17 protein-coding genes are annotated in these 23458 nt (G+C 63.1%); 4 read left to right on the top strand and 13 right to left on the bottom strand.

Translation table 11 applies throughout. From position 1 onward, the window contains the following. Positions 1 to 18: 18 nt before the first annotated feature. The 13 genes from HH303_RS02565 to HH303_RS02505 form a co-directional block, all read right to left on the bottom strand. On the bottom strand, positions 19 to 2043 hold the full coding sequence (locus HH303_RS02565) for a CocE/NonD family hydrolase (RefSeq protein WP_169623629.1): 2025 nt from the start codon (positions 2041 to 2043) through the stop codon (positions 19 to 21). A gap of 15 nt (positions 2044 to 2058) precedes the next feature. After that, positions 2059 to 3579: a trimethylamine methyltransferase family protein gene (locus HH303_RS02560; RefSeq protein ID WP_169623628.1), complete on the bottom strand. Its 1521-nt coding sequence runs from the start codon at positions 3577 to 3579 to the stop codon at positions 2059 to 2061. After that, complete coding sequence (locus tag HH303_RS02555) at positions 3576 to 5648, bottom strand: oxidoreductase (RefSeq protein ID WP_169623627.1); 2073 nt, start codon at positions 5646 to 5648, stop codon at positions 3576 to 3578. The genes HH303_RS02560 and HH303_RS02555 overlap by 4 nt, the downstream gene beginning before the upstream one ends. Before the next feature lie 205 nt (positions 5649 to 5853). After that, positions 5854 to 6333, bottom strand: coding sequence for a MarR family winged helix-turn-helix transcriptional regulator (locus HH303_RS02550; protein WP_319637286.1), 480 nt, complete (start codon positions 6331 to 6333; stop codon positions 5854 to 5856). Between the two features lie 36 nt (positions 6334 to 6369). Continuing rightward, a complete protein-coding gene (locus tag HH303_RS02545; protein ID WP_169623626.1) occupies positions 6370 to 7071 on the bottom strand; it encodes an ABC transporter ATP-binding protein in 702 nt (233 codons plus the stop codon). Continuing rightward, positions 7064 to 7837 carry an ABC transporter ATP-binding protein gene (locus HH303_RS02540; RefSeq protein WP_169623625.1) on the bottom strand — a complete coding sequence of 258 codons (774 nt, stop codon included), beginning with the start codon at positions 7835 to 7837 and terminating at the stop codon, positions 7064 to 7066. The genes HH303_RS02545 and HH303_RS02540 overlap by 8 nt, the downstream gene beginning before the upstream one ends. Further along, on the bottom strand, positions 7834 to 9693 hold the full coding sequence (locus tag HH303_RS02535; protein WP_169623624.1) for an ABC transporter permease: 1860 nt from the start codon (positions 9691 to 9693) through the stop codon (positions 7834 to 7836). Before HH303_RS02535 ends, HH303_RS02540 begins: the two co-directional genes overlap by 4 nt. Positions 9694 to 9791: 98 nt before the next feature. Beyond that, positions 9792 to 10997 (bottom strand): ABC transporter substrate-binding protein, encoded by a 1206-nt coding sequence (locus HH303_RS02530; protein ID WP_169623623.1) that lies wholly within the window; start codon positions 10995 to 10997, stop codon positions 9792 to 9794. Between the two features lie 207 nt (positions 10998 to 11204). Next, a complete protein-coding gene (locus tag HH303_RS02525) occupies positions 11205 to 11789 on the bottom strand; it encodes an amino acid synthesis family protein (protein WP_169623622.1) in 585 nt (194 codons plus the stop codon). Continuing rightward, positions 11786 to 12370: an amino acid synthesis family protein gene (locus HH303_RS02520; RefSeq protein WP_169623621.1), complete on the bottom strand. Its 585-nt coding sequence runs from the start codon at positions 12368 to 12370 to the stop codon at positions 11786 to 11788. Before HH303_RS02520 ends, HH303_RS02525 begins: the two co-directional genes overlap by 4 nt. Then, entirely contained in the window at positions 12363 to 13259 is an 897-nt protein-coding gene (locus HH303_RS02515) for a UPF0280 family protein (protein ID WP_227421474.1), read from the bottom strand. The genes HH303_RS02520 and HH303_RS02515 overlap by 8 nt, the downstream gene beginning before the upstream one ends. Next, complete coding sequence (locus HH303_RS02510) at positions 13256 to 14767, bottom strand: 6-hydroxynicotinate reductase (RefSeq protein WP_169623620.1); 1512 nt, start codon at positions 14765 to 14767, stop codon at positions 13256 to 13258. Before HH303_RS02510 ends, HH303_RS02515 begins: the two co-directional genes overlap by 4 nt. 106 nt (positions 14768 to 14873) lie before the next feature. After that, positions 14874 to 15707: a ferredoxin--NADP reductase gene (locus tag HH303_RS02505; RefSeq protein ID WP_169623619.1), complete on the bottom strand. Its 834-nt coding sequence runs from the start codon at positions 15705 to 15707 to the stop codon at positions 14874 to 14876. A 188-nt stretch (positions 15708 to 15895) separates the two neighbouring features. Here HH303_RS02505 and HH303_RS02500 point away from each other — a divergent pair, with 188 nt between their 5' ends. Genes HH303_RS02500 through HH303_RS02485 form a run of 4 tightly spaced genes read left to right on the top strand, consistent with a single transcriptional unit; the run spans position 15896 to position 23270 of the window. Further along, the gene (locus HH303_RS02500; RefSeq protein ID WP_169623618.1) at positions 15896 to 16738 is read left to right on the top strand and encodes an FAD binding domain-containing protein; all 843 of its coding nucleotides are present in this window, start codon (positions 15896 to 15898) and stop codon (positions 16736 to 16738) included. A gap of 3 nt (positions 16739 to 16741) precedes the next feature. After that, positions 16742 to 19495 (top strand): molybdopterin-dependent oxidoreductase, encoded by a 2754-nt coding sequence (locus tag HH303_RS02495; RefSeq protein ID WP_319637285.1) that lies wholly within the window; start codon positions 16742 to 16744, stop codon positions 19493 to 19495. A gap of 8 nt (positions 19496 to 19503) precedes the next feature. Continuing rightward, the gene (locus HH303_RS02490; protein WP_169623617.1) at positions 19504 to 21585 is read left to right on the top strand and encodes a hydantoinase/oxoprolinase family protein; all 2082 of its coding nucleotides are present in this window, start codon (positions 19504 to 19506) and stop codon (positions 21583 to 21585) included. Beyond that, complete coding sequence (locus HH303_RS02485; protein ID WP_169623616.1) at positions 21582 to 23270, top strand: hydantoinase B/oxoprolinase family protein; 1689 nt, start codon at positions 21582 to 21584, stop codon at positions 23268 to 23270. The genes HH303_RS02490 and HH303_RS02485 overlap by 4 nt, the downstream gene beginning before the upstream one ends. Positions 23271 to 23458 lie beyond the last annotated feature (188 nt).

The following is a 23458-nucleotide window of genomic DNA, read 5'->3' as shown; positions in this document are numbered from 1 at the left end:
TTCGTCCGCCCGATGTCGTCAGACCATGTCACGGGGAATCCTTTCATCCCAGTTCCGTTCGAACACGGTTTCGGCGTTTTCCGTTATCCGGAGGGACATCTGGATGCGGAACGTCGTCGCGTCGCAAGTCATGCTTCCCGTCGAATGATGGCCGATGGTCGTGTCCTCCCGACGGATTTCGACATTGGATTCGCTATCGCAGCGGGCGGATAGCGGATCACCGTCGATGATCGTGTAGCGGACGAACGCGTCGGAGGTGACGGTCTGTCCGATATCGGGCATTTCCCTGGAATAGGTCCAACGCGGGAAATCGACGACCGTTTCGCCGGACAGAAGGTCGCGTCGGATGCTGCGCCGGATCGCGGGCTCGACCGGATGATCGATGGTTTGCGTCGGCGCGGCCATTTCCGCCGGTCCGAAGGCGCGCAGGGATGCATCTGCCGGATCTACCGGTCGCACGGGCAGGTCCAATTGGGAATCGCCCGCCTGGATCGTCACGGTCGCCAGTTCCGGCGATGGCCAGCATACCGGCCAATAGACGGTCGATATCGACACCGCGACCCGGTGGCCCGGGGGGAAGGAATGCGCCGTATCGTCCAGATCCACCGTCGCACGGTATAGCCGTCCGGGCACCATCGGTTCCGGTGTTTCGTGACCGTTCCGATGAGTCAGGTTCAGATAGCCGACGGTCACACGGGTCGACCGGCCGTCGGGCATGACATCGTTCAGGCGCACCGCCACCAGCCCCAGCGGTTTGTCGCAGGAAAAGCTGAAATGCAGTTGCGGCGCCCCCAGGATTTCCGTCGTTTCGGACAGGGGTTCCGAGAGGAAAACCAGTGACCCGCCGTCATCTTCGCGCTGATCGGTCGGCCATTCCGCATCTTGGCCGTACCGTCCGACCTCGCCCGATGCATTCCCGACCCATAGGGGGGAGCAAACCGACAGTTCCGCCGACGGTCCGGGTGTATTGGACAAGGTATGATCGGCGCTTAGATACAAGGCACGCTGTTCGATACGGGGGGACGGCCATTCCGCCTCGCCGATCCAGCGGCCCGTGCGCTCGTAATAACAGGTGGCGGGCGCGACGCTGTCCTGCATCCAGGCGCGCAGCATCGGTTCGTCCATGATCCCGGTATCCCGGCCCTTCATCCAGTGATCGCACCAGCGCAGGACTTCCTGTAACCAGCCGATGGCGGGCTGCACGGCGGCATCATGTGGGAAGGAATGCGCCCAGGGACCGATCAGTCCCAGACGCGGCCCGGATAATCCGGCCAGAAGGCGGGGGACGCTTTCCGAATAATTGTCCGCCCATCCGGATACGGCGTAAACCGGGATCGTGATCTTCGAGAAATCCTCGCAGACCGATCCCTGTTTCCAATAGTCGTCGCGCCGTTGATGGGCCAGCCACTGTAGAATCCACGGTTGGTTATGCGCCCATCGGGCCTTCCACATCGCGCGCCATGCGTCGCCGACAATCGCCGGGTCCGGCGGCAGGTCGTTATGGGCCAGCATCGTGGCGGACCAATCGAAATTGTCCTTGCTGACGCACCCGCCGACATAGTGCACATCGGTGGCGTATCGGTCGTCCGTCGATCCCACCGTGATGATGGTCTTCAGCGCCGGCGGTTTGCGGGCGGCGATCTGCAACCCGTTGAAGCCGCCCCAGGATATGCCGTACATCGCGACCTGACCGTCGCACCAGTCCTGCGCCGCGATCCAGGCAATGGCGTCGCAGCCGTCGATCTGTTCCTGGACGGTGTATTCGTCGTCGATCAGCCCCTCGCTGTCGCCGGTTCCGCGAATGTCGAGACGGATGCAGGCATATCCGTGCCCGGCAAGATAGGCATGCGCCTTCTCATCGCGCGCGCGGGTGCCTTCCCGCTTTCGATAGGGCAGGTATTCCAGGATCGTCGGAACCGGGCCGACGCCTTTCGGGCGCCAGAGTTTCGCGGCCAAACGGGTACCATCGGGCAGGGGAACGAAGATATTCTCCGTGACCTCCACGTCATGGGGGAAATCGGTTCGGATCTTCGTCACGGCCATATCGCTCCCCGATCCTCAGTTCATCGGCGCGCCGCCCTCTTCCTTGCGGCGGGCGACATAGGCGTCGATCGCTTCCGCAATTCCGGGGTCGAGCGGCGGTTGTTCATAGTCTTTCAGCAGGGCCGTCCAAACCTGATGCGCGCGGGTCCGGGCGTCGATGCCGCCCTTGTCCAGCCAGGTCGGATAATTGTCCCAATTCGACAGTAGCGGCGTATGGAACGCCTTTCCGTAGCGGTCCATCGTATGGGCGGTACCGAAGAAATGACCGCCGGGTCCGGCTTCCTCTATGGCGTCGAGCGCGAGGGAGTCCGCATCCGTCCGAATCGGTTCGAAATAGGCATCCATCATCTGCAGCAGTTCGGCGTCGAGGATCAGTTTTTCGAAGCTGGCGGTCAATCCGCCGTGCATCCAGCCCGCCCCGTGTTCCAGAAGGTGACAACCGCCCATCAACGCGCCGAACAGGGCCATCTGAGATTCGTAAGCGGCCTGGGCATCGACATCGTTCGCCGCCGTGACGTTGGACGACCGGAAGGGCACGCCGATCCGCCGCGCCAACTGGCCGGAGGCCTGGGCGGCCTTCATATATTCCGGCGTGCCGAAAGCCGGGGAGCCGGTGCGCATATCGACATTCGACGTGAACCCGCCATACAGAACCGGCGCGCCGGGCCGCACGATCTGGGTCAGGGCGATCACGGCCATCGCTTCCGCATGTTGCTGTGTCAGCGCGCCGCCGATCGTCACCGGCGCCATCGCCCCCGCCAGAGTGAAGGGGGTGATCGCCACGGGCTGCCCGTGTTCCGCCATCGCGATCAGGCCTTCGGCCATCGGGATGTCGAGCTGTAGCGGCGAATTGGTGTTGATGACGCCGACCAGCACCGGGCGGTCCTTCAAGCCATCCGGCGTGGTTCCAAGGGACAAAGCCGCCAGTTCGATCCCGTCCATGGTGCGCGCGCGGCCCAGGGTCTGACCCTGCCACGTCTTGTCGACCAGGGTGATCTGCGCGCGGTAGATGTCCAGATGGCGCGTATTGGCGGGCAGGTCCATCGGTTCGAAGGGGCCGCCGCCTTCCTGGTGAAGGACGTTCAGACTCTGCACCAGACGCATAAAATCACACATTTCCGCGAATGTGCCGTCGCGCCGCCCGCGGTCATTGTCCATGACATAGGCCGGGCCGCCGACGGAGGTGTAAACACAGACATCGCCGCCGACGACAACGTCGTGGATCGGGTTGCGCGCCGACAGCGTGAAACTTTCCGGGACGGTTTTCAGCAGGCCTTCGATCATCGCGGGGTCAAGGCGGACCCGGTCTTCGATGATGGTCGCCCCGGCCTGCGCGTACAGGCTGCGCGCCGTTGGATCGAGCACGCGAATGCCGATTACCGACAGGACGCGCAGGGCCGCCTGATGGATCGCTTCAACCTGATCCAGGCTTATCACGCGAACCGGGGCATAGGGTCGGACACGCTGGCCGAAGGCAGCCTGATTGAGGCCGGTCGATCTCGGCGCGCGGGGACGGCGGCGGCCGGTGGCGGTCATTCGGCGGCCTCCAATCGGGACATGTCCGGCACCAGGGGGAAGTCTCGGCGCACGTCGATGGACTCGGCGGCACGCCCAAGGTCGCGCGCCGTCTTGTGTCCTTGATAAACGGCATGGGCAATCGCACCCGGCGCGTTCGCGTCACCGGTCAGAACGACGGATTGCTGCGGCGCTTCGGCTTTCAGCGCGTCGTACAGGTCCGTATTTCCCGCACGCTGACCGACGATCACGACGGACCGAACGGCGATGTCGCGATGTTCGCCGCTGAAGATCTGTTGCAGGGACAGTGTCCGGCCGTCGAATGCCTGGACGATTTCCAATGTGCGATACCGGACCCCGGCTTCCCGGAACGCCTGCGAAACCTGCGGCTGTTCGTTGGTCATGATGCCCCAGGCCGCCGGGGCGCCCGCCGTGGTGATGTAGGTCGTGTCCAGATTTTGCGCGGCAAGCGCCAAGGCGACGGCGGATCCCATATAGTAATTGTCGAAATCGAAGACGGCGACGGGCCCTTCGATCTGCGATCCGGCCGCCAGATCGTCGGGGGTATAAACCGTCGGCCCGTCCAGCATGCCGCCCGGAATTTCGTTCGCGCCGCACAGGATTTTCGTCCATTTCGCGCCTGTCGCGACGACGATGTGATCGGCCCCGAATTCCACCGCTTCCGACGCGGAAAGATCGCTTTCCGCATAGAGGGAAACATTGGGCATCCGACGCAGTTGGCCCAGCCGGTAGTCCACCACACGGGACCATTGCCGCAGTCCGGGCAGGCCGGATTCCCACAGCAGCCGACCGCCGAAGTCCCGCGCCCGTTCCGCAACGGATACCGTGAAGCCGCGCCGCGCCAATGTCAGCGCCGCTTCCAGTCCCGACGGCCCGCCGCCGATGACCAGCGCCGATCCCGCCGCGTCCTGTTTGACGTTTTCGGGGTGCCAGCCGCGCCGCCATTCTTCCCCGGCCGTCGGGTTCTGCGTACAGCGGACCCAGACGCCGTCATGCCAGGACGAAATACAGATGTTGCAGCCGATGCATTCGCGGATTTCGTCCTCGCGGCCCTCTGCGATCTTCTTGGGCAGGAAGGGGTCGGCGATCGACGGACGCGCGCCGCCGATCAGGTCCAGCACCCCCCGCTTGACCATCCCCACCATCGTGTCGGGGGAGGTGAAACGACCGACGCCGACGACCGGCTTGTCGGTGACGGTCTTCACGAAATCGACGATGGGTTCGTGGCTGCCCTCCGGGGAAAAGCGGGACGGCGAACAGTCGGTCGTGGAATAATCCATCTTCACATCGAACAGATCCGGCGCGTCCTTGAGCAAGCCGATGATCTCATGTCCTTCGGATTCCGCATTGTCGGACGGCATGGATCGCAATTCCTGCAGGGAAATGCGCAGGGCGACCGCACAACGCCCCTGGGTCGCCTCGCGAACCGCGTCGATCAGTTCTTCCACAAGCCGGACACGATTGCGCGCATTGCCGCCATAGGCGTCGGTGCGTTTGTTACAGCTGCTCAACAGGAACTGATAGGGCAGATAGCCCATTCCGGCATAGACATAGAGGATATCGAACCCGGCACTTTCGGCGCGTTTCGCGGCTTCCGCATGCCAGCGGATCAGGTCGCGGATATCGCCCTGGTCCATCACCTTCGGCCGCGCGGAGGACATGAACCCGACATGCGTCGCCATCCAGGGCACGCCGGACGGGGACAGGGGCGCGTCGCGGCTGGTGCGGTTCACCGCCGCCGCGCCGCCGTGCCACAATTCGACCGCCGCCAAGGCGCCATGTTCGTGCACGGCATCCGTCATCGCAACATGGGCGCGGATATCCGCATCGTCCCACAGCGTGGCAAAGGGGAAGGGGCTGTCATCCGACGACGGATGGACGGAACAGGCCCCGGTCGACACGACGCCCCAACCGCCTTCCGCCTTCATGCCGCGAAAGGCCGCCCGAACGCGCGGATTCGCATTGGTCATGCCGGAGGCATGCGGCACTTGATAGAATCGATTGGGCGCGACCTTCGGTCCGATCTGGACCGGCTCAAACAACACATCATACCGCGGGTTCCGTTCCATGCGACGCCCTTACCAAACTGAAGTTGAATGCGACGAGTTCCCCCCGAAGCATCGCCCATCGCAAGGGACGATGCTTGTTGAACGGTCGTATAGTTGCATCGTTTTGAAATCGGCGTCAATGGGGATTCATCGTACATGCCGTCCTTTGCCGCCGCGACGGCTCGCGGGGCATCAAGTCACTCTTTGGTTTGTATCGGCGGGCGGGTTAGAGAATTTTCTTCAGAAGACGCATGAAATTGCGCCGTTCGGCCTGGGTCAGGGGCGCGACGGTTTGGTCGGAAACGTGAATGCCGCGCGGGGCATTCTCCGTGAAATGCCGCCAGCCGTCTTCGGTCAGGGAAATCAACTGCCGCCGACGATCGACCGGGTCTTTTTCAGTGTGAACAAGACCCCTGGCGTTCAGACGGTCCACAACGCCCTTTGTCGTGGCGACGTCCAGCCCGACCGTCCGGCCAAGCTGGTTTTGCGAGACGGACCCCAATTCCGTCAGCCGCGCCATGACGGCGAACTGCGTCGGGGTCAGGTCCTGGATATTTTCGGAAAAGATCACCGCGTTGCGCTGATAGGCCTTGCGCAGCAAATATCCGATCTGCTCATCGAGGATATAGCCGTGATCCGGTTTCGCATCGGTTTCCCCGCTGTCTTCCGGGATCGGCCCGCCTGCGCCTTCGGCATCGTTCTTCACGTTGTTTCCTCAATTTCCGCTTTCGCCCCTCCCTTCCTATACGGACAGGTAGGCATCCCGGATTTCCGGCGACTTTTCCAATTCGGAAAAACTGCCGTCGAATTTCTTGACGCCACTTTCGATGATTATCGCCCGGTCCGCAACGATCCCGGCGAAATGCAGGTTCTGCTCCGAAATCACGACGGTCAGGCCCTCGCGTTTGAAGCGCAGGATGGTTTTCGCCATCTGCTCCACGATCACGGGCGCGATCCCTTCGGACGGTTCGTCCAGCAGCAACAGTTTCGGATTGCCCATCAGCGTGCGGGCGATGGTCAACATCTGCTGTTCGCCGCCGGACATGGCCTTGCCGCGGTTGTTGCGGCGTTCGGACAGGTTCGGGAAGATTTCGAACAGCGCGTCCACGGTCCAGACGGGCGCATCCTCGCGCGGCTTTTGTCGACCGACCTCCAGGTTTTCCAGGATGGTCAGGTCGGTGAAGATGCGGCGTTCCTCCGGCACGTAACCGATGCCCATCCGGGCCACGCGGTGGGCGCTGTAGCCTGCGATATCCTTGCCCTCGAACGTCACCGCGCCGGATTTCGGATGGACCAACTGCATGATCGATTTCATCGTGGTCGTCTTGCCCGCGCCGTTGCGGCCCAGCAGGGCGACGACCTCTCCGCGACCGACGGTGAAGCTCAGATCGTTCAGGATATGCGCCTTGCCGTAGAAGCTGTTCAGGCCGGATACCTCAAGCATGGGCGTCCTCCTTCGCGTAAAGGGTGCCGCCGCCCAGATAGACTTCTTGCACCTGTGCGTTGTTGCGGACCTCCGCCGCCGTGCCGTCGGCGATCAACTCGCCCCGGTTCAGCACCATGATGTGATGGGCATGGGCGAAGACCACGTCCATGTCGTGTTCGGTGAACAGGACGCTGATATTCCGGTCGCGCACGATATCCGCCGTCAATTGCATCAGGCGTTCCCGTTCCTTGGGCGCCATGCCTGCCGTCGGTTCGTCCATCAACAGCAGCGTCGGATTGTTGGCCAGGGCAATTGCCAGTTCCAGACGTTTCAAATCGCCATAGGCCAGGATCGCGCAGGCCCGATCCGCCTGATCCGCCATGCCGACGATTTCCAGCAGGGCGAGGGCCTCGTCCCGATACAGCTTGTGGGCGAAGGGACGGATGGCGAAGATTTTCCGGTGGTGGGAGATCAGCGCCATCTGGACGTTTTCGGCCACGGTCATGCTTTGATACGTGCCGGTGATCTGGAACGTCCGCCCGACGCCGCGCCGCCAGATATCGCGGGGCGGCTTGCCGGTAATATCCTCGCCGTTCAGGGAAACGCGTCCGGCGGACGGTTTCAACTGACCCATCAGCATGTTGAAGCAGGTCGATTTGCCCGCGCCGTTGGGACCGATCAGCGCCTTCAACTCGCCGCGCGCAACGTCGAATGTGACGCCGTTCACGGCGCGCAGACCGCCGAAATGTTTCGACAGGTTTTCGACTTTCAGGACGACCGTCATTCCGAAAACTCCCCGCGATAGAAGCCCAGCCGTTCAGCGCCTTTCCGCAGGCTGCCGACGATTCCGTTGGGGGCGATGATGACCACCGCGATGATCAGCAGGCCCAGGATCAGCCGCCAATATTCCAACCGGGTCAGCCAGTCCCGCACGCCGTCCATGAAGGCCGCGCCGACGACACCGCCGGACAGGGTCTTCACGCCGCCCAGGAAGACGACGATCAGCGCGTCGAAGCTTTTCGCGATTTCCAATTCGTTCGGGAAGATCGATCCCTTGGAGAAGACGAACAATCCGCCCGCCAGACCGGCCAAGGCCCCGGCGACGGCGAAACCCGTCCATTGCACCAGCTTCACATTGATGCCGGTCGCTTCCGCCTGACGGTCGCTGTCACGGCCCGCCCGCAAGGCATAGCCGAGCGGCGTATGCGTCAGGTGGCGCAACAGGATGATGCCGCCGACCCCGACGATCAGGGTGAAATAGTAATAGGTCGTGGTGCCGGACAGCCATTCCGACGGCCAGATGTTTACCAGCCCGTCGTCGCCCCCGGTCACATCGTACCATTGGAAGGCGGCGGACCAGACCAATTGGCTGAAGGCAAGCGTCAGCATCGCGAAGTAAACGCCGCTCAACCGGATGCAGAACCAGCCGAAGATGATGGCCAGTAGACCGGCGGCGAAAGGCGCGAACAGGAAGGCGAGTTCCATCGGCGTGCCCGCATGCGTGACCAGCAGCGCGGCGGCATAGGCGCCGCCGCCGAAATAGGCCGCATGCCCGAAACTGACCAGCCCGCCGGTGCTGAGCATGAATTGCAGCGAGGCCGCGAACAGGCAGAAGATGATGATGTCGGTCAGTAGGACCTGGGTGAAGTTGCTGCCGAAAACAGGGATGAGGGCGAGGGCGACCATCAAGGCCGCGACCAGCGATCGCCCGACAAGTCCGGCAGGCCGGATCGGCCGGTCCGGTTCACCGACCTGTCCGTGCTCACCGCCTTTTTCCTCCCGTCCCAGCAGGCCGTAAGGGCGGATCAGCAGGACGACGGCCATCACCACATACATCAGGACCAGGGTGCTCTGCGGTAGATAGGCGACGCCGAAGACGTTCAGGACGGAAATCAGAACGGAGGCGACGAAGGCCCCCGGAATGGATCCCATGCCGCCGATGACGACGACGACGAAGACGGCCGAAATGATGTTCAAATCCATCAACAAGTCGGCGCCGCCCTTCGGCAACTGGATCGCGCCGCCCAAACCGGCAAGCGCGGAGCCCAGGAAGAACACGCCGGTGAACAGCCAGGATTGATTGACGCCCAGCGCGCCGACCATGGTGCGGTCCTGCGTCGCCGCCCGGACCAGGATGCCGATCCGGGTCTTGGTGATCAGCCACCACAGCGCCAATAGGATGAAGGGCGTGATGGCGATCAGGGCAAGGTCGTATTGCGGAATGGGTTCGCCCAGGATGCGGACGACGGATTTCAGGCCGGGCGCGCGTGGGCCGATCTGATCGTCGGCACCCCAAATCATCAACGTCAGATCCTGAATGACCAGGATAACGCCGAACGTGGCGACCAGTTGAAACAGTTCCGGCGCGCGATAGACCGGACGCAGAACGCAGATTTCGATCACCACGCCGATCAGCCCGACGATCAGGCCGGACAGCAGGACCGACCCCCAGAAGCCGAAGCCGCCGGGCAGCATCTGCATCAGGGTGACGCCGAAATAGGCGCCCAGCATATACAGCGAACCATGCGCGAAGTTCACGATCCGGGTGACGCCGAATATCAAGGAAAGACCGGAGGCGACGAGGAACAAAGCCGCCGCATTCGCAAGCCCGGTAATGAGCTGTGCCGCAAAGAGACCCATGGCGTCTATCAACCCGAAACGTTTTTGGAAACAGAAGCCGCCGCGAACGGCCGGGGATATCGGCGATCCGCGGCGGCGTCAGGTAGGGTGGCGTCGGCTTATTCGGCCGGGCGCTTCGCCTTGATTTCTTCGTCGCTGGGCATGTACGGGACCGGGTTCTTGTATTCCCAATCCACCATCACGCCCTTGCCGTCCTTGATGGCCGTGGTGCCGACATAGGCGCCCATCGTCGACTGGTTGTCGAGGCCACGGTACATGATGTCGCCCATCGGGGTGTTCGGGACCTGCAGGTCTTCGAACGCCGCCAGCAGCGCGGGCGTGTCCGTCGAACCGGCCTTGGTCAAGGCGGCGGCAATGCTCTGGATCGTCATATAGCCGACGATGCTGCCGACCTTCGGCGTTTCATCCGGATAGGCCGCCATGTATTCGTCGACGAATTTCTTACCTGGGCCGTCTTCCAGACCGTACCAGGGATATCCCGTGACGAACCAGCCTTCCGGCGATTCCTCGCCCAGCGGGTCCAGGTATTCCGGTTCACCGGTCAGCAGGCCATAGACCTTGCGGCCTTCGAACAGGCCGCGGGTCGACCCTTCACGCACGAATTTCTGCAAGTCGGTGCCGAAGGTGACGTTGTAGATCGCATCCGGCTTCGCGGCTTCCAGCGCTTGGACTTCCGCACCGGCGTCGATTTTGAACAGGGCGGGCCACTGTTCGGCGACGAATTCGACGTCCGGCTTTAGTTTCGTGAGGATTTCCTTGAAGGCGGCGACGGCGGCCGTGCCGTAGGCGTAGTTCGGCGCGATGGTGGCATAGCGAACCGCGTCGGTCTTCGCCGCTTCTTCGGCCAGCATGGCGGCCTGAACATGGGTGGAGGTGCGCAGGCGGAACGTGTAGGGGTTGCCCGATTCCCAAACCAGCGCGTCGGCCAGCGGTTCGGCGGCGAGGTAGATATAGCCCTTTTCCGCCGCCAGGGACGAAATGGCGAGGCCGACATTGGACAGGATGCTGCCCGTCAGCATGACCGTGCCGTCGCGGGTCATCAGTTCTTCGGCGATTTTCACCGCGTCGCCCGGCTTGCCGTTATCGTCGCGGGAAATGACTTCCAGCGGACGGCCCAGAACGCCGCCGGCGTCGTTGATCTGCTGGACCGCGAGGTCGAGACCCTTCTTGTAGGGTTCCGCGAAGGCCGCCAGTCGTTTGTAATGGTTGATGTCCCCGATCTTGATGCTTTCCTGGGCCTGCGCGGAACCCGCGACCGCCAGGACGGCCGTCGCAGCGGCCATCAATGTCTTCAAATGCTTCATTCTCTGCCTCTTTCTGTTCAATGTTTGCGGTGACGTTTCTGTCACTCAGTTTTAAAGCCACCCCGGCATCGGTTCATCCGACTTTTCCCGGGGCACTTGTGATCGGCGGGGGAAGGTGCCGTTCCCGGCGGGGTTCCCTAGCCTCTCCCGTATCTGACCGCACGGCGACGATTTTGTTGTCCGGGCGGTATGAATTCGTGTCCTCCTCTACCGCAGCCCGTCATTTCCGACGATGTCGGCATGTTCCAATCCGCCCACGCGGGGCAGGGGGCGGCCGGTCGGGGCCAGGGCGATGGCGACCAGAATTTCATTGGCGCGCGGCCCGTCCGCGATTGTGACCGGCATCCCGTCGAAATGCGACCGGACATAGGCCGCATCCTTGTGACCTAGCGGCACGTCCAGCGTATCGCCGGGCCCGCCCATCTTCTTCGAGGACGGGACCAGCGCCTTGCCGCCGCCCAGAATCGCCCGCAACGGTGCGCCCAGGGACGGGTGCAGAATCGCGGCGGCGTGTTCGATTTCCCCGGCTTCCCCGACCATCGCGGCCTTACCGAAGCTTTGAATATCTTCCGCGCGCAGCCCACCGACCTCAAGACAGCGCCGAGCCAGTTGCGTACCCATTTCCGCACCGATTTCGATCAGTTCGGACAGGTCTTCGACATAGCGTCCGGCGCAGGGATTTTCGATCAGCGCCGCGCAACAGACACGGGTGGCCGGTGGAGAGACGGGCCGATCGAATTCCCGGTCGATCGTTTCCAGGAAGGTCACGATTTTGCGCAGGCGGGCAATCATCGCAGGCCGTCTTTCCCTTCGATATCGGACGCTTTCAAGCCGCCGACGCGGGCATGGATGCGCGGGCCCGTCGTCATGACGAGGGCGAGCAGGATTTCATCCGCCTTTGGCCCGTCGGCAAGGCCGACCTCCATCGCGTCGAAATGCGACCGGACATAGGAGGCGTTGCAATGCGTGACCGGCACGTCCAACCGAGTCCCCGGTCCGCCGATCTTTTTCGTGGAGGGAACAATCGCGTTGGACGCGGGTAAGATTTCGCGCATGGAATAACCGCCGGGCACATGCCACAGCGCGCCGTGTTCCAATTCGCCCGCCGTGCCGACGATCGCGCCCTTGCCGTAGCCTTCGACGATGCCTGCATCGCCGCCCAGGGCATCGACCAGTTTCTGCGCCATATCCACGCCCAGCGGCTTCAGGTCTTCCATGAACCCGGCGATATCCTCGACATAGCGTCCGGCGAACGGGTTCTTGATGACACAGAGCATCGCGGCCCGGCGGAGGGGTTTTTCGGCGACCGGGCCGCCTTCATGGAAAATCTCTTCAACGACAAGCGCGCTTTTTCGCAGGATAGGTTCAGGCACAGGCGGCCTCCCGGGCGGTTATGATTTGATGGTGATTGGTGTCGATGATGCGGCGTTCCCCGGCAAGCGCGATATAGGCAGCCGCGATCCGATCGTCCTCCAGATAGATCCGCGCCGCTTGCTCGCCGCCCTGCAGAGCCGCATCTATTTCCAAGGGCGATAAGGGCGCGACGCCGGTCGTGACCAACAGGTCCCCCAGATCGCTATCGGGGGAAAGGTCGCAGGCGCGTTCCCGCGTGACTTTGGTGGAGTCGGGCAGATCGACTTGATTGGCGATCATCGTGGCGGCGGCGTCGGCCTGCGCCGCCGTCGTCGCCAGAACGGTGACCGCATCGGCGATGCCCAGGGAATGGGACCGGCCCTTCCAGCCGCTGGTGGCGATACCGCCGATCCCGTCTTCCGGGCGCAGGTCGACAATGCCCCCCGCCGCGCCGGTCACCGGATCGTCGCAGACACCGATACGGAACACACCATCCGCCAGATGCAGCGCGATATCCCCGCCATTATTGACATAGGCGCGGGACAAGGTGCGGCCCGCGATCATCTTTTCCAGCATATAATCCGCGACACTGCCCGCGACCGCGGCCATCGGCGTGATGAATTCGGGGGCGAAACGCGCCGTCGCCGCATGCATTCGGCAGGCAACGGGACCGTTCGGAACGGGGCCGGACGGCGAGCGCAGGCGCGGCAATTCCTGCACCAAGGTCGGCAGAATGTCGGCGAAGGCGTTTTGCGCCTGGATATAGGCCTGGGATCGTTCCGACGGGTCGCCGACGGCTTCCACGATCAGGTCGATCGGACCATGCGACAGGTGCAGGCGGCGCCCGTCGGGAAGCATGCGCATGCATGCGGTTTCGGTCCAGGCCTTCCCCGTCGCTTGACCCGTCATCCGCCGGCGCCTCTCCAGGGATAGTTGCCGGGGCCGGTCGGCCAGGGATTGTTGCCCGATGACGAAACGCCGCGCCGTCCTTTCAGGATATGGTCGTTCTGGCGACCCGTCTTGCCGGATAGGGCTTCGGCCAGCGGCATGACGTAATCCATATGACCGCCCAGCGCGCGATAGTCGGCGGCGCGCATGGTGAATTCGATCGGTGCAACCAGGGCCGGGGTCGGCACATAGCCGAAGGCGTTCTTCGGCATGCGGGTGACATCGGCCATGAAGGTGATGCCGCCGCCCGGCCAGATATAGACCGGCGCGCCGCCGCAACTGACATAGGTCAGCGATTGCTGAACAGAGCGGGTCAGGCCGACCGGATGTTCTGTAACGCCGGACCGCAAGGACCCGCCCGCCCCCGCCATGAATACGACGGAGGTCAGGGCCGGTTCGCAGTTTTCTTCAATCCGTTTGATCGACGGTTGCAAGCGGTCCGGCATGTCCATTTGGACCGGCACCAGATCGTCGTTCAATTCGAAATAGGCAGCATGTTCGCCGGTCGTGGACACCATCAGCAGCGACTGCCCGGCGCGCGCCGTCTTCGGATCGAAGGCCCCGATGATGGACAGCGGGTCTTGCAGGTTCGTCCCGCCCCAACCGGTGCCGGGTTCCGCAACCTGGAAATAGCGACCGGGCGTGGACCGTCGGCCGTTGATCTTGATGCCCGTCGGGGCCCAGCCGATGACCTTGCCCGCCTGATGTTCGGACATGACGCCGGTAATGTGATCGTCGACGACGACGACTTCGTCCACCAGACCGTTCCATTGTGCGGCGAACATGCCGACCGTGGCGGACCCGCAGCCGACGCGCATGCGTTCTTCCAACATGCCGTTGATGACGGGGGCCTTGCCCGCCTGAACTTCCAGGGCGGCGCCGCCGTCGATTTCGATATCGACCTTTTCGCCGTTACACAGCGCCAGCATGGTGGAACAGGTAACGCGGCCTTCCTTCTTGGATCCGCCGGTCAGGTGATGCACGCCGCCGACGGCCAGCATCTGACTGCCGTATTCGGATGTCGTGACATGGCCGATGATTTCCCCATCCGCGCGGACCGGGGCGCATTCGGCGCCCAGATGGCGGTCGGTGTCGATCTTCAGCTTCACGCCGCAATAGCTGAAGATGCCTTCGGTCACCACGGTGATCATGTCCACGCCGTCGACTTCCGACGAGACGATGAAGGGGGCGGGTTTGTAATCGGGATAGGTCGTGCCCGCACCGATGGCGGTCACGAATCCGTCCTTGCCGGGAACGATATCGCCGTCCCATTCCTTTTCCAGGAAGGGCACGATGTCGCCACCGGCGGCTTCGGTCTTTTGCAGGATTTTCAGGGGATCGAGACGGACGAGATGGCCGTTGTCATTGGCGTACCGGTCGCAAGCACCGGAACGGCCTTCGGCGATGTAGCACATGACCGGGCAGGCATCGCAACGAATCTTATCCGGCTTACCGTCGGCTGTGGTCACTGTCGTGGCTCCCCCAAATGCAGCATCTGCATTTCGTTAGTATGCAAACATGTTACCGAAATGCGTGTCAATGAAGATTACGCTGTCCCAGCGGTTCCGGACGGCCTTAGTCGACAAAGGCGCGTTCGACCACGAACTGGGCCGGTTTGTTGTTCGCGCCTTCCTCCAACCCGTGGCGGAGGCACAGGGCTTTCGTATCTTTCAACATCGCCATCGACCCGCAGATCATGGCGCGGTCGTCTTCCGGTCCCATGCGCGGGAATCCCAGGTCGTCGAACAGTTTGCCGCTTTCGATCAGGTCGGTGATCCGGCCCTGCCGGACGAATTCTTCCCGTGTGACCGTGGTGTAATGGATCAGGCGGTCCTTCACCAATTCGCCGACCAGCGGATCGTCGCGCAGGGCGGCGACAAGGTCCTCGCCGTATTTCAATTCCGCCACCGTGCGGCAGCCATGGGTCAGGATCACGGTGTCGAACTTGTCGTAGGTTTCGGGATCGCGGATCAGGCTGGCGAAGGGGGCGATGCCGGTGCCGGTGGAGAACATCCACAGGCGTTTGCCGGGGATCAGCGCGTCGTTCACCAGGGTCCCGGTGGATTTCTTCCGCATCAATACGGTGTCGCCCGGCTGGATTTTTTGCAGATGTTCGGTCAGCGGACCGTTCGGCACCTTGATCGAATAGAATTCCAGTTCCTCGTCCCAGGACGGGCTGGCCACGGAATAGGCGCGGAAGACGGGTTTTTCCGCGTTCGGCAGACCGATCATCACGAATTCGCCGGACCGAAAGCGAAAATCCGCCGGACGGGCCAGCCGGAATCGGAACAAGGTGTCGGTGTAATGCTCAACCTCCTGAACCGTCAGGCCATAACAGCCGGTCGGAATCGGAAATTCATTTTTTCCCACCGCGGAGGCGGCGGTGTCGATGGCGAGCGTTTCGGACATTACGAAGTCTCCTGACGTTCCGTGAGCCGTGCAGATAATCGTTAGTATACAAATGAGTTTGTGAAGAAACGCAACTAAAAAATATTGATTGCGGCCGCGCGTTGATTTTCGGTCGCCACCGCTTGACAATTTTTCTGAAGGGTCTCTAATTCGTTTGTATGCAAATGAAATGCATTGTGGGGGTACCGATGCAGTTCCATAGACCGGAAACGATTGACGCTGCCTTGGGGCTGCTGGCCGACGGATCGGTGACGATGCTGGCCGGGGGGACGGACTTTTTCCCGGCCCGGGCGGGGCGCACGGCGGATGGGCCGGTACTTGACCTAAGCCGCGTGTCGGGTCTGAAAGGCATTACGAAATCCGGCGATGCATGGCGTATCGGCGCGACGACGACCTGGTCGCATATCCGCGATGCTGACCTGCCGCCGCAATTCACCGCCCTGCAATTGGCGGCGCGGGAAGTCGGGTCTATCCAAATTCAAAATGCCGGGACGATTGCCGGCAATATCTGCAATGCCTCGCCCGCCGCCGACGGCGTGCCGCCCTTGCTGGCGATGGATGCATCGGTTGAGGTCGCAGGCACAAGTGGCAGCCGCACCGTGCCGCTGGGCCAGTTCATTACCGGCGTTCGGTCGATTGCCTTGCAGCCGGGTGAAATGGTGACGGCGGTGATCGTCCCGGATCGACCGTCGGATCGCTCCTGCTTCCTGAAACTGGGCGCGCGGCGGTATCTGGTGATCTCCATGGCCATGGTCGCTGCGAATGTGTCGGTGACCTCGGACGGTGCGCTTGAAAGCGTTTCGATCGCGGTGGGGGCCTGTTCCCCCGTTGCGCAACGGATCGATACGATGGAGCGGGCGCTGACCGGCCTTGTCCCCGGATCGATCGACTTCGCCGACGCCTTGCAAAAGGCCGACTTGTCCGTCCTGTCCCCCATCGACGATGTCCGTGCGACCGCCGCCTATCGGCTGGACGCGGTGCGGACGCTGATCGGGCGCGCCGTTACCCGCGCCGCCCAGGAAAAGGAGTAACCCGTGGCCCTTACCGATATCGATCATCAGCCCGGCATATCCTTTTCCCTCAACGGCAAACCGGTTCGGGTCGATGGTCCGCCCAGCGAAAGACTGTCCTATGCCCTGCGCGAGCGGGCGGGGACGCGTGATGTTAAGGTCGGTTGCGATGCGGGCGATTGCGGGGCCTGCACGATCCTGATCGACGGCAATCCCGTCTGTGCCTGTACGACGGCGCTGGGGCAGGTCGACGGCGCGGTGATCGAAACACAGGCGGGGCTATTCGCCGCCGATCCCATCGCGAAGGACCTCGCCGCCTCGTTTCAGCGGCATCAGGCGGCCCAATGCGGCATTTGCACGCCGGGTATGATGGTATCCGCCGTCGCCTTGCTGCGCGATAGGTCAAAACCCGATCAGGCCGCCGTCGAAGACGCGCTGGGCGGGGTTCTGTGCCGCTGTACCGGGTATCGCAAGATCATCGATGCGGTGATGGATTGCGGCGGCACGACCGCCAATCCGGTCGGCGGCGTCGGGACCCCGATGGCCCGCGTCGACGGCCTGCCGAAAGTGTCCGGCACCGAACGATTCGCCGACGACGTCGCGGCGGAAGGTACCTTGGTGCTGCGTCTCGTTCGGTGTCCGCATCACCGTGCCGGGTTCGAACTCGGCGATCTGGACGCCTACAAACTCCGCACCGGTCTGGACCTGATTCTGACGGTCGCGGATGTGCCGGGCGATAACCGGTTCGGCGTCATTCCGGGCTTCGAGGATCAACCGATCTTCGCCGACGGCGAAACCCGCTTCAAGGGGGAGGCCGTGGCCGCCGTGGTCGGGTCGGCGGATATCGTCAACGCCCTGGACCTGACGGAATTCCCGGTCACCTACACGCCGTTGCCGCACGCGTTGTTGCCGAAGGATGCCGCCGGTATCGGCGATATGCATAAGGGCCGGGACGGCAATGTCATGTGCCGAGGCTTCGTCAAGCGCGGCGACGCGTCGGCGGCCCTGCAATCGGCGGCGGTCGTCGCGGAAGGGTCGTTTTCCACCGGCTTCATCGAACATGGCTATATCGAACCGGAAGCCGCCGTCGCGCGACGGGTCGGCGACCGGATAGAGGTGCAATGCTGTACCCAGGCCCCGGTCATGAACCAGGACGGCATCGCCATTCTGATGGGCCTGCCGAAAGAAAGCGTCCGCATCATTCCGACCGCCGTGGGCGGCGGCTTCGGATCGAAGCTGGATCTGACGGCGCAGCCCTATGTCGCGCTGGCGGCCTGGGTGTTGAACAAACCCGTCCGCGTGACCTACAGCCGGATCGAATCCATTTCCACCTCCACGAAGCGGCATCCGTCTGAAATCACCATGCGGATCGGCGCGGATGCGGACGGTACCATCGTCGGGGCGGAATTCGACGGGATCTTCAATACCGGCGCCTATGCCAGTTGGGGGCCGACCGTCGCCAACCGGGTGCCGATCCATGCCTCCGGCCCCTACAAGACGCCGAATTATCTGGCGCGCAGCGCGGGTATCCACACGAACACAGCGCCGTCCGGCGCGTTCCGGGGCTTCGGTGTGCCGCAATCGGCGCTGGCGCAGGAACCGCTGTATGACGATCTGGCCGATGCGCTGGGTATCGACCGATTGGAATTCCGCCGCCGCAATGCCTTGCGCAACGGCGACCCGACGGTGACCGGACAGGTCTTCGAAACCGGCATGGGTATTGTTGAATGTTTCGATGTCCTGGAACCGCATTGGAAGCGGGCGCTGGCCGATGCGGCAACAGCGAATGCCAAGGGCGGCACCGTGCGCCGGGGCGTCGGCATCGCGGGCGGTTGGTATGGTTGCGGCAATACCTCCCTGTCCAATCCGTCGACCATCCGCGCGGGGATCACGCTGGACGGGCATGTCGTTCTTCATCAGGGGGCGATGGATATCGGGCAGGGGGCGAATACCGTCATTGCCCAGATTTTCGCGACCGCGCTGGGCGTGCCGGTCGACGGAATCGATATCGTCGGACCGGATACGGACGTGACCCCGGACGCGGGCAAGACCTCGGCCAGCCGCCAAACCTTCGTCACGGGCAATGCCGCGCGCCTGTGCGGGGAAGCGATGCGGGCGCGCATCCTGCGGCTTGCCAATGTTTCCGGCGATGCGGAAATCAGCGTTGGCGACGGCGCGATCCGGGTGCGTGACGACGGCGGGGAACGTCTGTTCCCGCTCGACACGCTGACACCGGACAATGCGACCTATGTGCTGGAATCGGTGGAATCCTACGATCCGCCGACTCTGCCGTTGGACGAAAACGGGCAGGGGGTTCCCTATGCCGTGTTCGGCACCACCGCGCAGATCGCGGAATTGGAGGTCGATCTGGAATTGGGCACGGTGAAGCTTTTGAAAATCACCGCAGCCCATGATGTCGGCAAGGCGATCAATCCGCTACTGGTCGAAGGTCAGGTTCAGGGCGGCGTCGCCCAGGGTATCGGTCTGGCGCTGATGGAGGAATTCCTGCCCGGCCGGACGGAAAACCTGCACGACTATCTGATCCCGACTGTCGGCGACGTGCCGCCGATCGAGACCCTGATCGTGGAAAGCGGGGACGAACACGGTCCCTATGGTGCGAAAGGACTGGGCGAACATTGCCTGATCCCGACGGCGCCGGCGATCCTGAACGCGATCAAGCATGCCAGCGGTGCGCGCGTCGCCCATCTACCCGCCACGCCGGATCGGGTGCGCGCGGCGATCCTGGCCCAAACCCAATCCCCCAGTGCGAAGAATTGAGCCGATAGATGAGTGATTCCGTATCCAGTGCCGCCGCCGTTCCGTCCAATTCGAAGGTCGCGGGCGTCGATGTCGGGGGAACCTTCACGGATTTGATCCTGTATGACGCCGAAAGCGGGTCGGTGCGGTTGGCAAAGACGCCGACCACCCTGGACAATCAGGCCTTCGGGGTGCTGAAGGCACTGGAAATGGCGGAGGCGGACCTGTCCACCTTGGACTTGATCGTGCACGGGACGACGACGACGACGAACGCGGTGCTGGAACGAACCCTGTGCAAGACCGGTCTGGTCACGACCCAGGGCTTCCGCGATATCCTGGAACTGGGCCGCCGGACCCGCCCCAATGCCTATGGCATGAAAGGGGAATTCAAGCCGGTCATCCCGCGCGACCTGCGTCTGGAAGTACCGGAACGGCTGTATGTCGACGGCACGGTCCATACCGCGTTGGACGAAGACGCGTTCAAGGCGGCGTTGCGCGCCCTGCTGGACAAGGGCTGCGAGGCGCTGGTGATCCACTTCCTGCATTCCTATGCCAATCCGGCGCATGAATTGCGCGCTGGGGAAATCGCGGCGGAGGTCTGGCCGAACGAGAACATCACGCTGGGCCATTCCCTATTGTCCGAAAGTCGGGAATACGAACGCGGCGTCACGGCGGCGATCAATGCCTCCGTTCAGCCGCTGTTGCGGCGCTATGTCGAACGGCTGGCGGATCACTTGGCGGAAAAGGGCTATCGTCACGATGTTCTGGTGATGAATGGCAACGGGGGCATGGTATCCGCCCGCCGGGTGGCGATAGAGGCCGCGAAGACCGTGATGTCCGGTCCGGCATCGGGCGTGATGGCGGCGGCCTATACCGGGCGGCGCGCGGGGATTCCGAACCTGCTGACCTACGATATGGGCGGGACATCGACCGATGTCGCCTTGATCCGGGGTGCGGAACCCGCCGTGTCGAACGAGATCGAAATCGAATATGCCATGCCGATCCATGTCCCGATGGTGGATGTGCGCACCGTCGGCGCGGGCGGCGGGTCGATCGCGCAGATTACGGAGGCAGGGCTGCTGCGCGTCGGGCCGGAAAGCGCCGGATCGACGCCCGGGCCGATCTGCTATGGCCGGGGTGGGCAGGAGCCGACGATTTCGGACGCCAATCTGTTCCTGGGCCGGATGAATCCGGAAAAGCTGAATTCCGTGTCTGAAACCGTTTCCATGTCGGATATCGAAGCGGCCTTCGCCGACAAGCTGGGCAAGCCGCTGGGCGTCGGGGCGAAGGAAGCCGCCGCCGCCGTCCTGCAAATCGCCAATACGCGCATGGCGGACGCGGTGCGCATGGTGTCTATCAGCCTGGGCGAGGACCCGCGCGATTATGCGCTGTTCGCGTTCGGCGGGGCGGGGCCGCTGCATGCCACGGCGATTGCGCGCGAATTGGGTGTGCCGCGCGTGCTGGTCCCGTCGCGGCCCGGCATTACCAATGCGCTGGGCTGCGTCGTCGCGGATCTGCGCCATGATTTCGTCAGCACGGTGAACAAGCGCCTCTCGGAACTGGATATCGACACGGTCCATGCGATTTTCGATCAGCAAGCGTCTGAAGGCCGGTCGCTGATCGAAAAGGAAAATGTCCGGATCGAGGAATTGCGTGAAATCTATTCCGTGGACATGCAGTTCATCGGGCAGACCCACCTGCTGCGCGTACCGTTGAGCGGTCCCCGGCCCAGCCTGGACGATCTGCAATCGCTGTTCGAAAAGGCCTATTTCAACCGCTTCCATGTCGAACTGCCGGAAATCAAGGCGAGCCTCGTGAACGTCAATTGTTCGGTGATCGGGCGGCGGTCGGAAATCGACCTGTCCCTGTTGATCGATCCGGCGGGGCGGAAGGATACGTTGGAAGAGGCTGTCACCGGCACGCGCCCGGTCTGGTTCGACGGTATGGTCGATACGCCCATCTATTGGCGCGATCACCTGCCGCTGGACGCCGAAATCCATGGCCCCGCGATCGTCGAGCAAATGGACACGACCATCGTCATCGATCCGGGCGACAAGGCCATCCAGGACGCGGACGGCAACATCATCATCGAATTGGGAGCGGGCGCATGACCGTCGATCCGATTACCCTAAGCGTCATCCAGTCCGGGTTGCAGCAGGTCTGCGACGAGATGGATTTGAGCTTTTCCCGTGCCGCCTTCTCGCCGGTCATCGCGGAAGCCAACGACCGGTCGGACGGGATCTATTCCGCCGTGGACGGGTCGCTGATCGCGCAGGGTGCGCAGGGGCTGCCGGTTTTCGTCGGCACGATGCAGTATTCCACGCGCACGCTGATCGAAATGATCGCCGACGGTCGGGTCAAGGCGCCGGTGCCGGGCGATATCTATATCGTCAACGATCCCTATCTGGGCGGCACCCATCTGATGGACGTGCGCTTCGCCATGCCATTCTATCGCAATGGGGAAATCTATTGCTGGCTGTCCAATACCGGGCATTGGCCGGATACGGGCGGCGTCGTGCCGGGCGGCTTTTCCGCCTCCGCGACCTCTGTCGAACAGGAAGGGCTGCGTCTGCCGCCGGTCCGGCTGTTCAAGGAAGGCGTTCTGGATACCGAAATCTATTCCATCATCTGCTCCAACATTCGCGTGTCCGAACAGCGGATCGGCGATGTGAAGGCGCAGGCGGCGGCGCTGCTGGTCGGGGCGGAACGGTTGACCCGTATCCTCGACCGCTACGGCGACGACGTGGTGACGGAAGCGATCGCCGAATTGCGCCAGCGCGCGGCGGATCAGATGCGCGCCAATGTCCGGTTGATCCCGGACGGGGTCTATACCTCCACCGCCTATGTCGACAGCGACGGCGTCGTCAACGAACCGCTGGAAATCAAGCTTTCGATCACCGCGAAGGACGGGGAACTGACCTTCGATTTCGCCGGGTCTTCCCCGCCTTGTCTGGGGCCGATGAATTCCGTTCTGGCGACGACACTGTCTTCCGTCTATCTGGCGATGCGCCATATCTTCCCGGACGTGCCGATCAGCGCCGGGGCGTTCGAGCCGTTGAAGGTCATCCGCCCGGAAGGGACTTTCCTGGATGCGCATTATCCCAGACCGGTTTCCGGTTGCGCGGCGGAGGTCAGCCAACGCATCGCCGAAGGCGTCTTCGCGGCGCTGGTGGAGGCCCTGCCGGACCGCGTGACGGCGTCGCCCGCCGGCAGTTCGGGCAATTTCGCGCTGGGCGGGTTCGATCCGGCGCATGACCGGGGCTATGTCATGTATCAGATTTCCGGCGGCGGTTACGGCGGGAATTCGGACCATGACGGTCTGACCAATGGCTGTTCCACCATCGGGATTTCGAAGGCCCCGCCGGTCGAAATCATGGAACAGCAATATCCGATCCTCTACCACCGCTATGCCCTGCGCGAAGGGTCCGGCGGTGCCGGACAACACCGCGGCGGCTTCGGTCTGGATTACGAGATCGAATTGCTGCGCGGCCAGGCGACGGCCAGCTTCGTCATGGATCACGGCCGCTTCGGGCCGCAGGGCGCGTTGGGCGGCAAGGATGGGAAGCCGAATACGGTGACCGTCTGGCAGGGCGGTAAAGCCATGGTGCCGGAACATCTGTCCAAGGAGCAGGACATCCCGTTGAAACCGGGAGACCGCGTGCGTGTCGGCACGCCGGGCGGCGGCGGCTACGGGGCGCCGGAAGCGCGCGACCCGAAGCTAGTGGCCGAAGATGTTCGGTTGGGCCGCTATTCCCCAGAGGAGGCGTCGGCCCTGTTCGGTGCTGCCGCGAAGTAACCCGGAAGAAGCCTTTATAAGGCGGGCTCGACCCGCATACGGACATAAGAAGACATTGCAGACCGCGTCGTCCCAATCCCGGACGACGCGGTTTTCTTATGCGGGGAGGCCAGGAAAACAGGCCCATTGGGCCCAGGAAAACCGGCCCTTACAGGACAAACGGCAAAATTCCCCCAACCTTCCGTTGA

It is taken from the genome of Pacificispira spongiicola (assembly GCF_012926505.1).
Lineage (GTDB): Bacteria > Pseudomonadota > Alphaproteobacteria > UBA8366 > Aestuariispiraceae > Pacificispira > Pacificispira spongiicola.
Note: the sequence above shows the minus strand (reverse complement) of the source record. Positions and strands in the feature narration are given on the sequence as shown.

Bases quoted from the DNA above. Each gene is read 5' to 3' on its own strand.
- HH303_RS02565 (WP_169623629.1), bottom strand. From the start codon at position 2,043: ATGGCCGTGACGAAGATCCGAACCGATTTCCCCCATGACGTGGAGGTC.
- HH303_RS02560 (WP_169623628.1), bottom strand. From the start codon at position 3,579: ATGACCGCCACCGGCCGCCGCCGTCCCCGCGCGCCGAGATCGACCGGC.
- HH303_RS02555 (WP_169623627.1), bottom strand. From the start codon at position 5,648: ATGGAACGGAACCCGCGGTATGATGTGTTGTTTGAGCCGGTCCAGATC.
- HH303_RS02545 (WP_169623626.1), bottom strand. From the start codon at position 7,071: ATGCTTGAGGTATCCGGCCTGAACAGCTTCTACGGCAAGGCGCATATC.
- HH303_RS02540 (WP_169623625.1), bottom strand. From the start codon at position 7,837: ATGACGGTCGTCCTGAAAGTCGAAAACCTGTCGAAACATTTCGGCGGT.
- HH303_RS02535 (WP_169623624.1), bottom strand. From the start codon at position 9,693: ATGGGTCTCTTTGCGGCACAGCTCATTACCGGGCTTGCGAATGCGGCG.
- HH303_RS02530 (WP_169623623.1), bottom strand. From the start codon at position 10,997: ATGAAGCATTTGAAGACATTGATGGCCGCTGCGACGGCCGTCCTGGCG.
- HH303_RS02525 (WP_169623622.1), bottom strand. From the start codon at position 11,789: ATGATTGCCCGCCTGCGCAAAATCGTGACCTTCCTGGAAACGATCGAC.
- HH303_RS02515 (WP_227421474.1), bottom strand. From the start codon at position 13,259: ATGACGGGTCAAGCGACGGGGAAGGCCTGGACCGAAACCGCATGCATG.
- HH303_RS02505 (WP_169623619.1), bottom strand. From the start codon at position 15,707: ATGTCCGAAACGCTCGCCATCGACACCGCCGCCTCCGCGGTGGGAAAA.
- HH303_RS02500 (WP_169623618.1), top strand. From the start codon at position 15,896: ATGCAGTTCCATAGACCGGAAACGATTGACGCTGCCTTGGGGCTGCTG.
- HH303_RS02490 (WP_169623617.1), top strand. From the start codon at position 19,504: ATGAGTGATTCCGTATCCAGTGCCGCCGCCGTTCCGTCCAATTCGAAG.
- HH303_RS02485 (WP_169623616.1), top strand. From the start codon at position 21,582: ATGACCGTCGATCCGATTACCCTAAGCGTCATCCAGTCCGGGTTGCAG.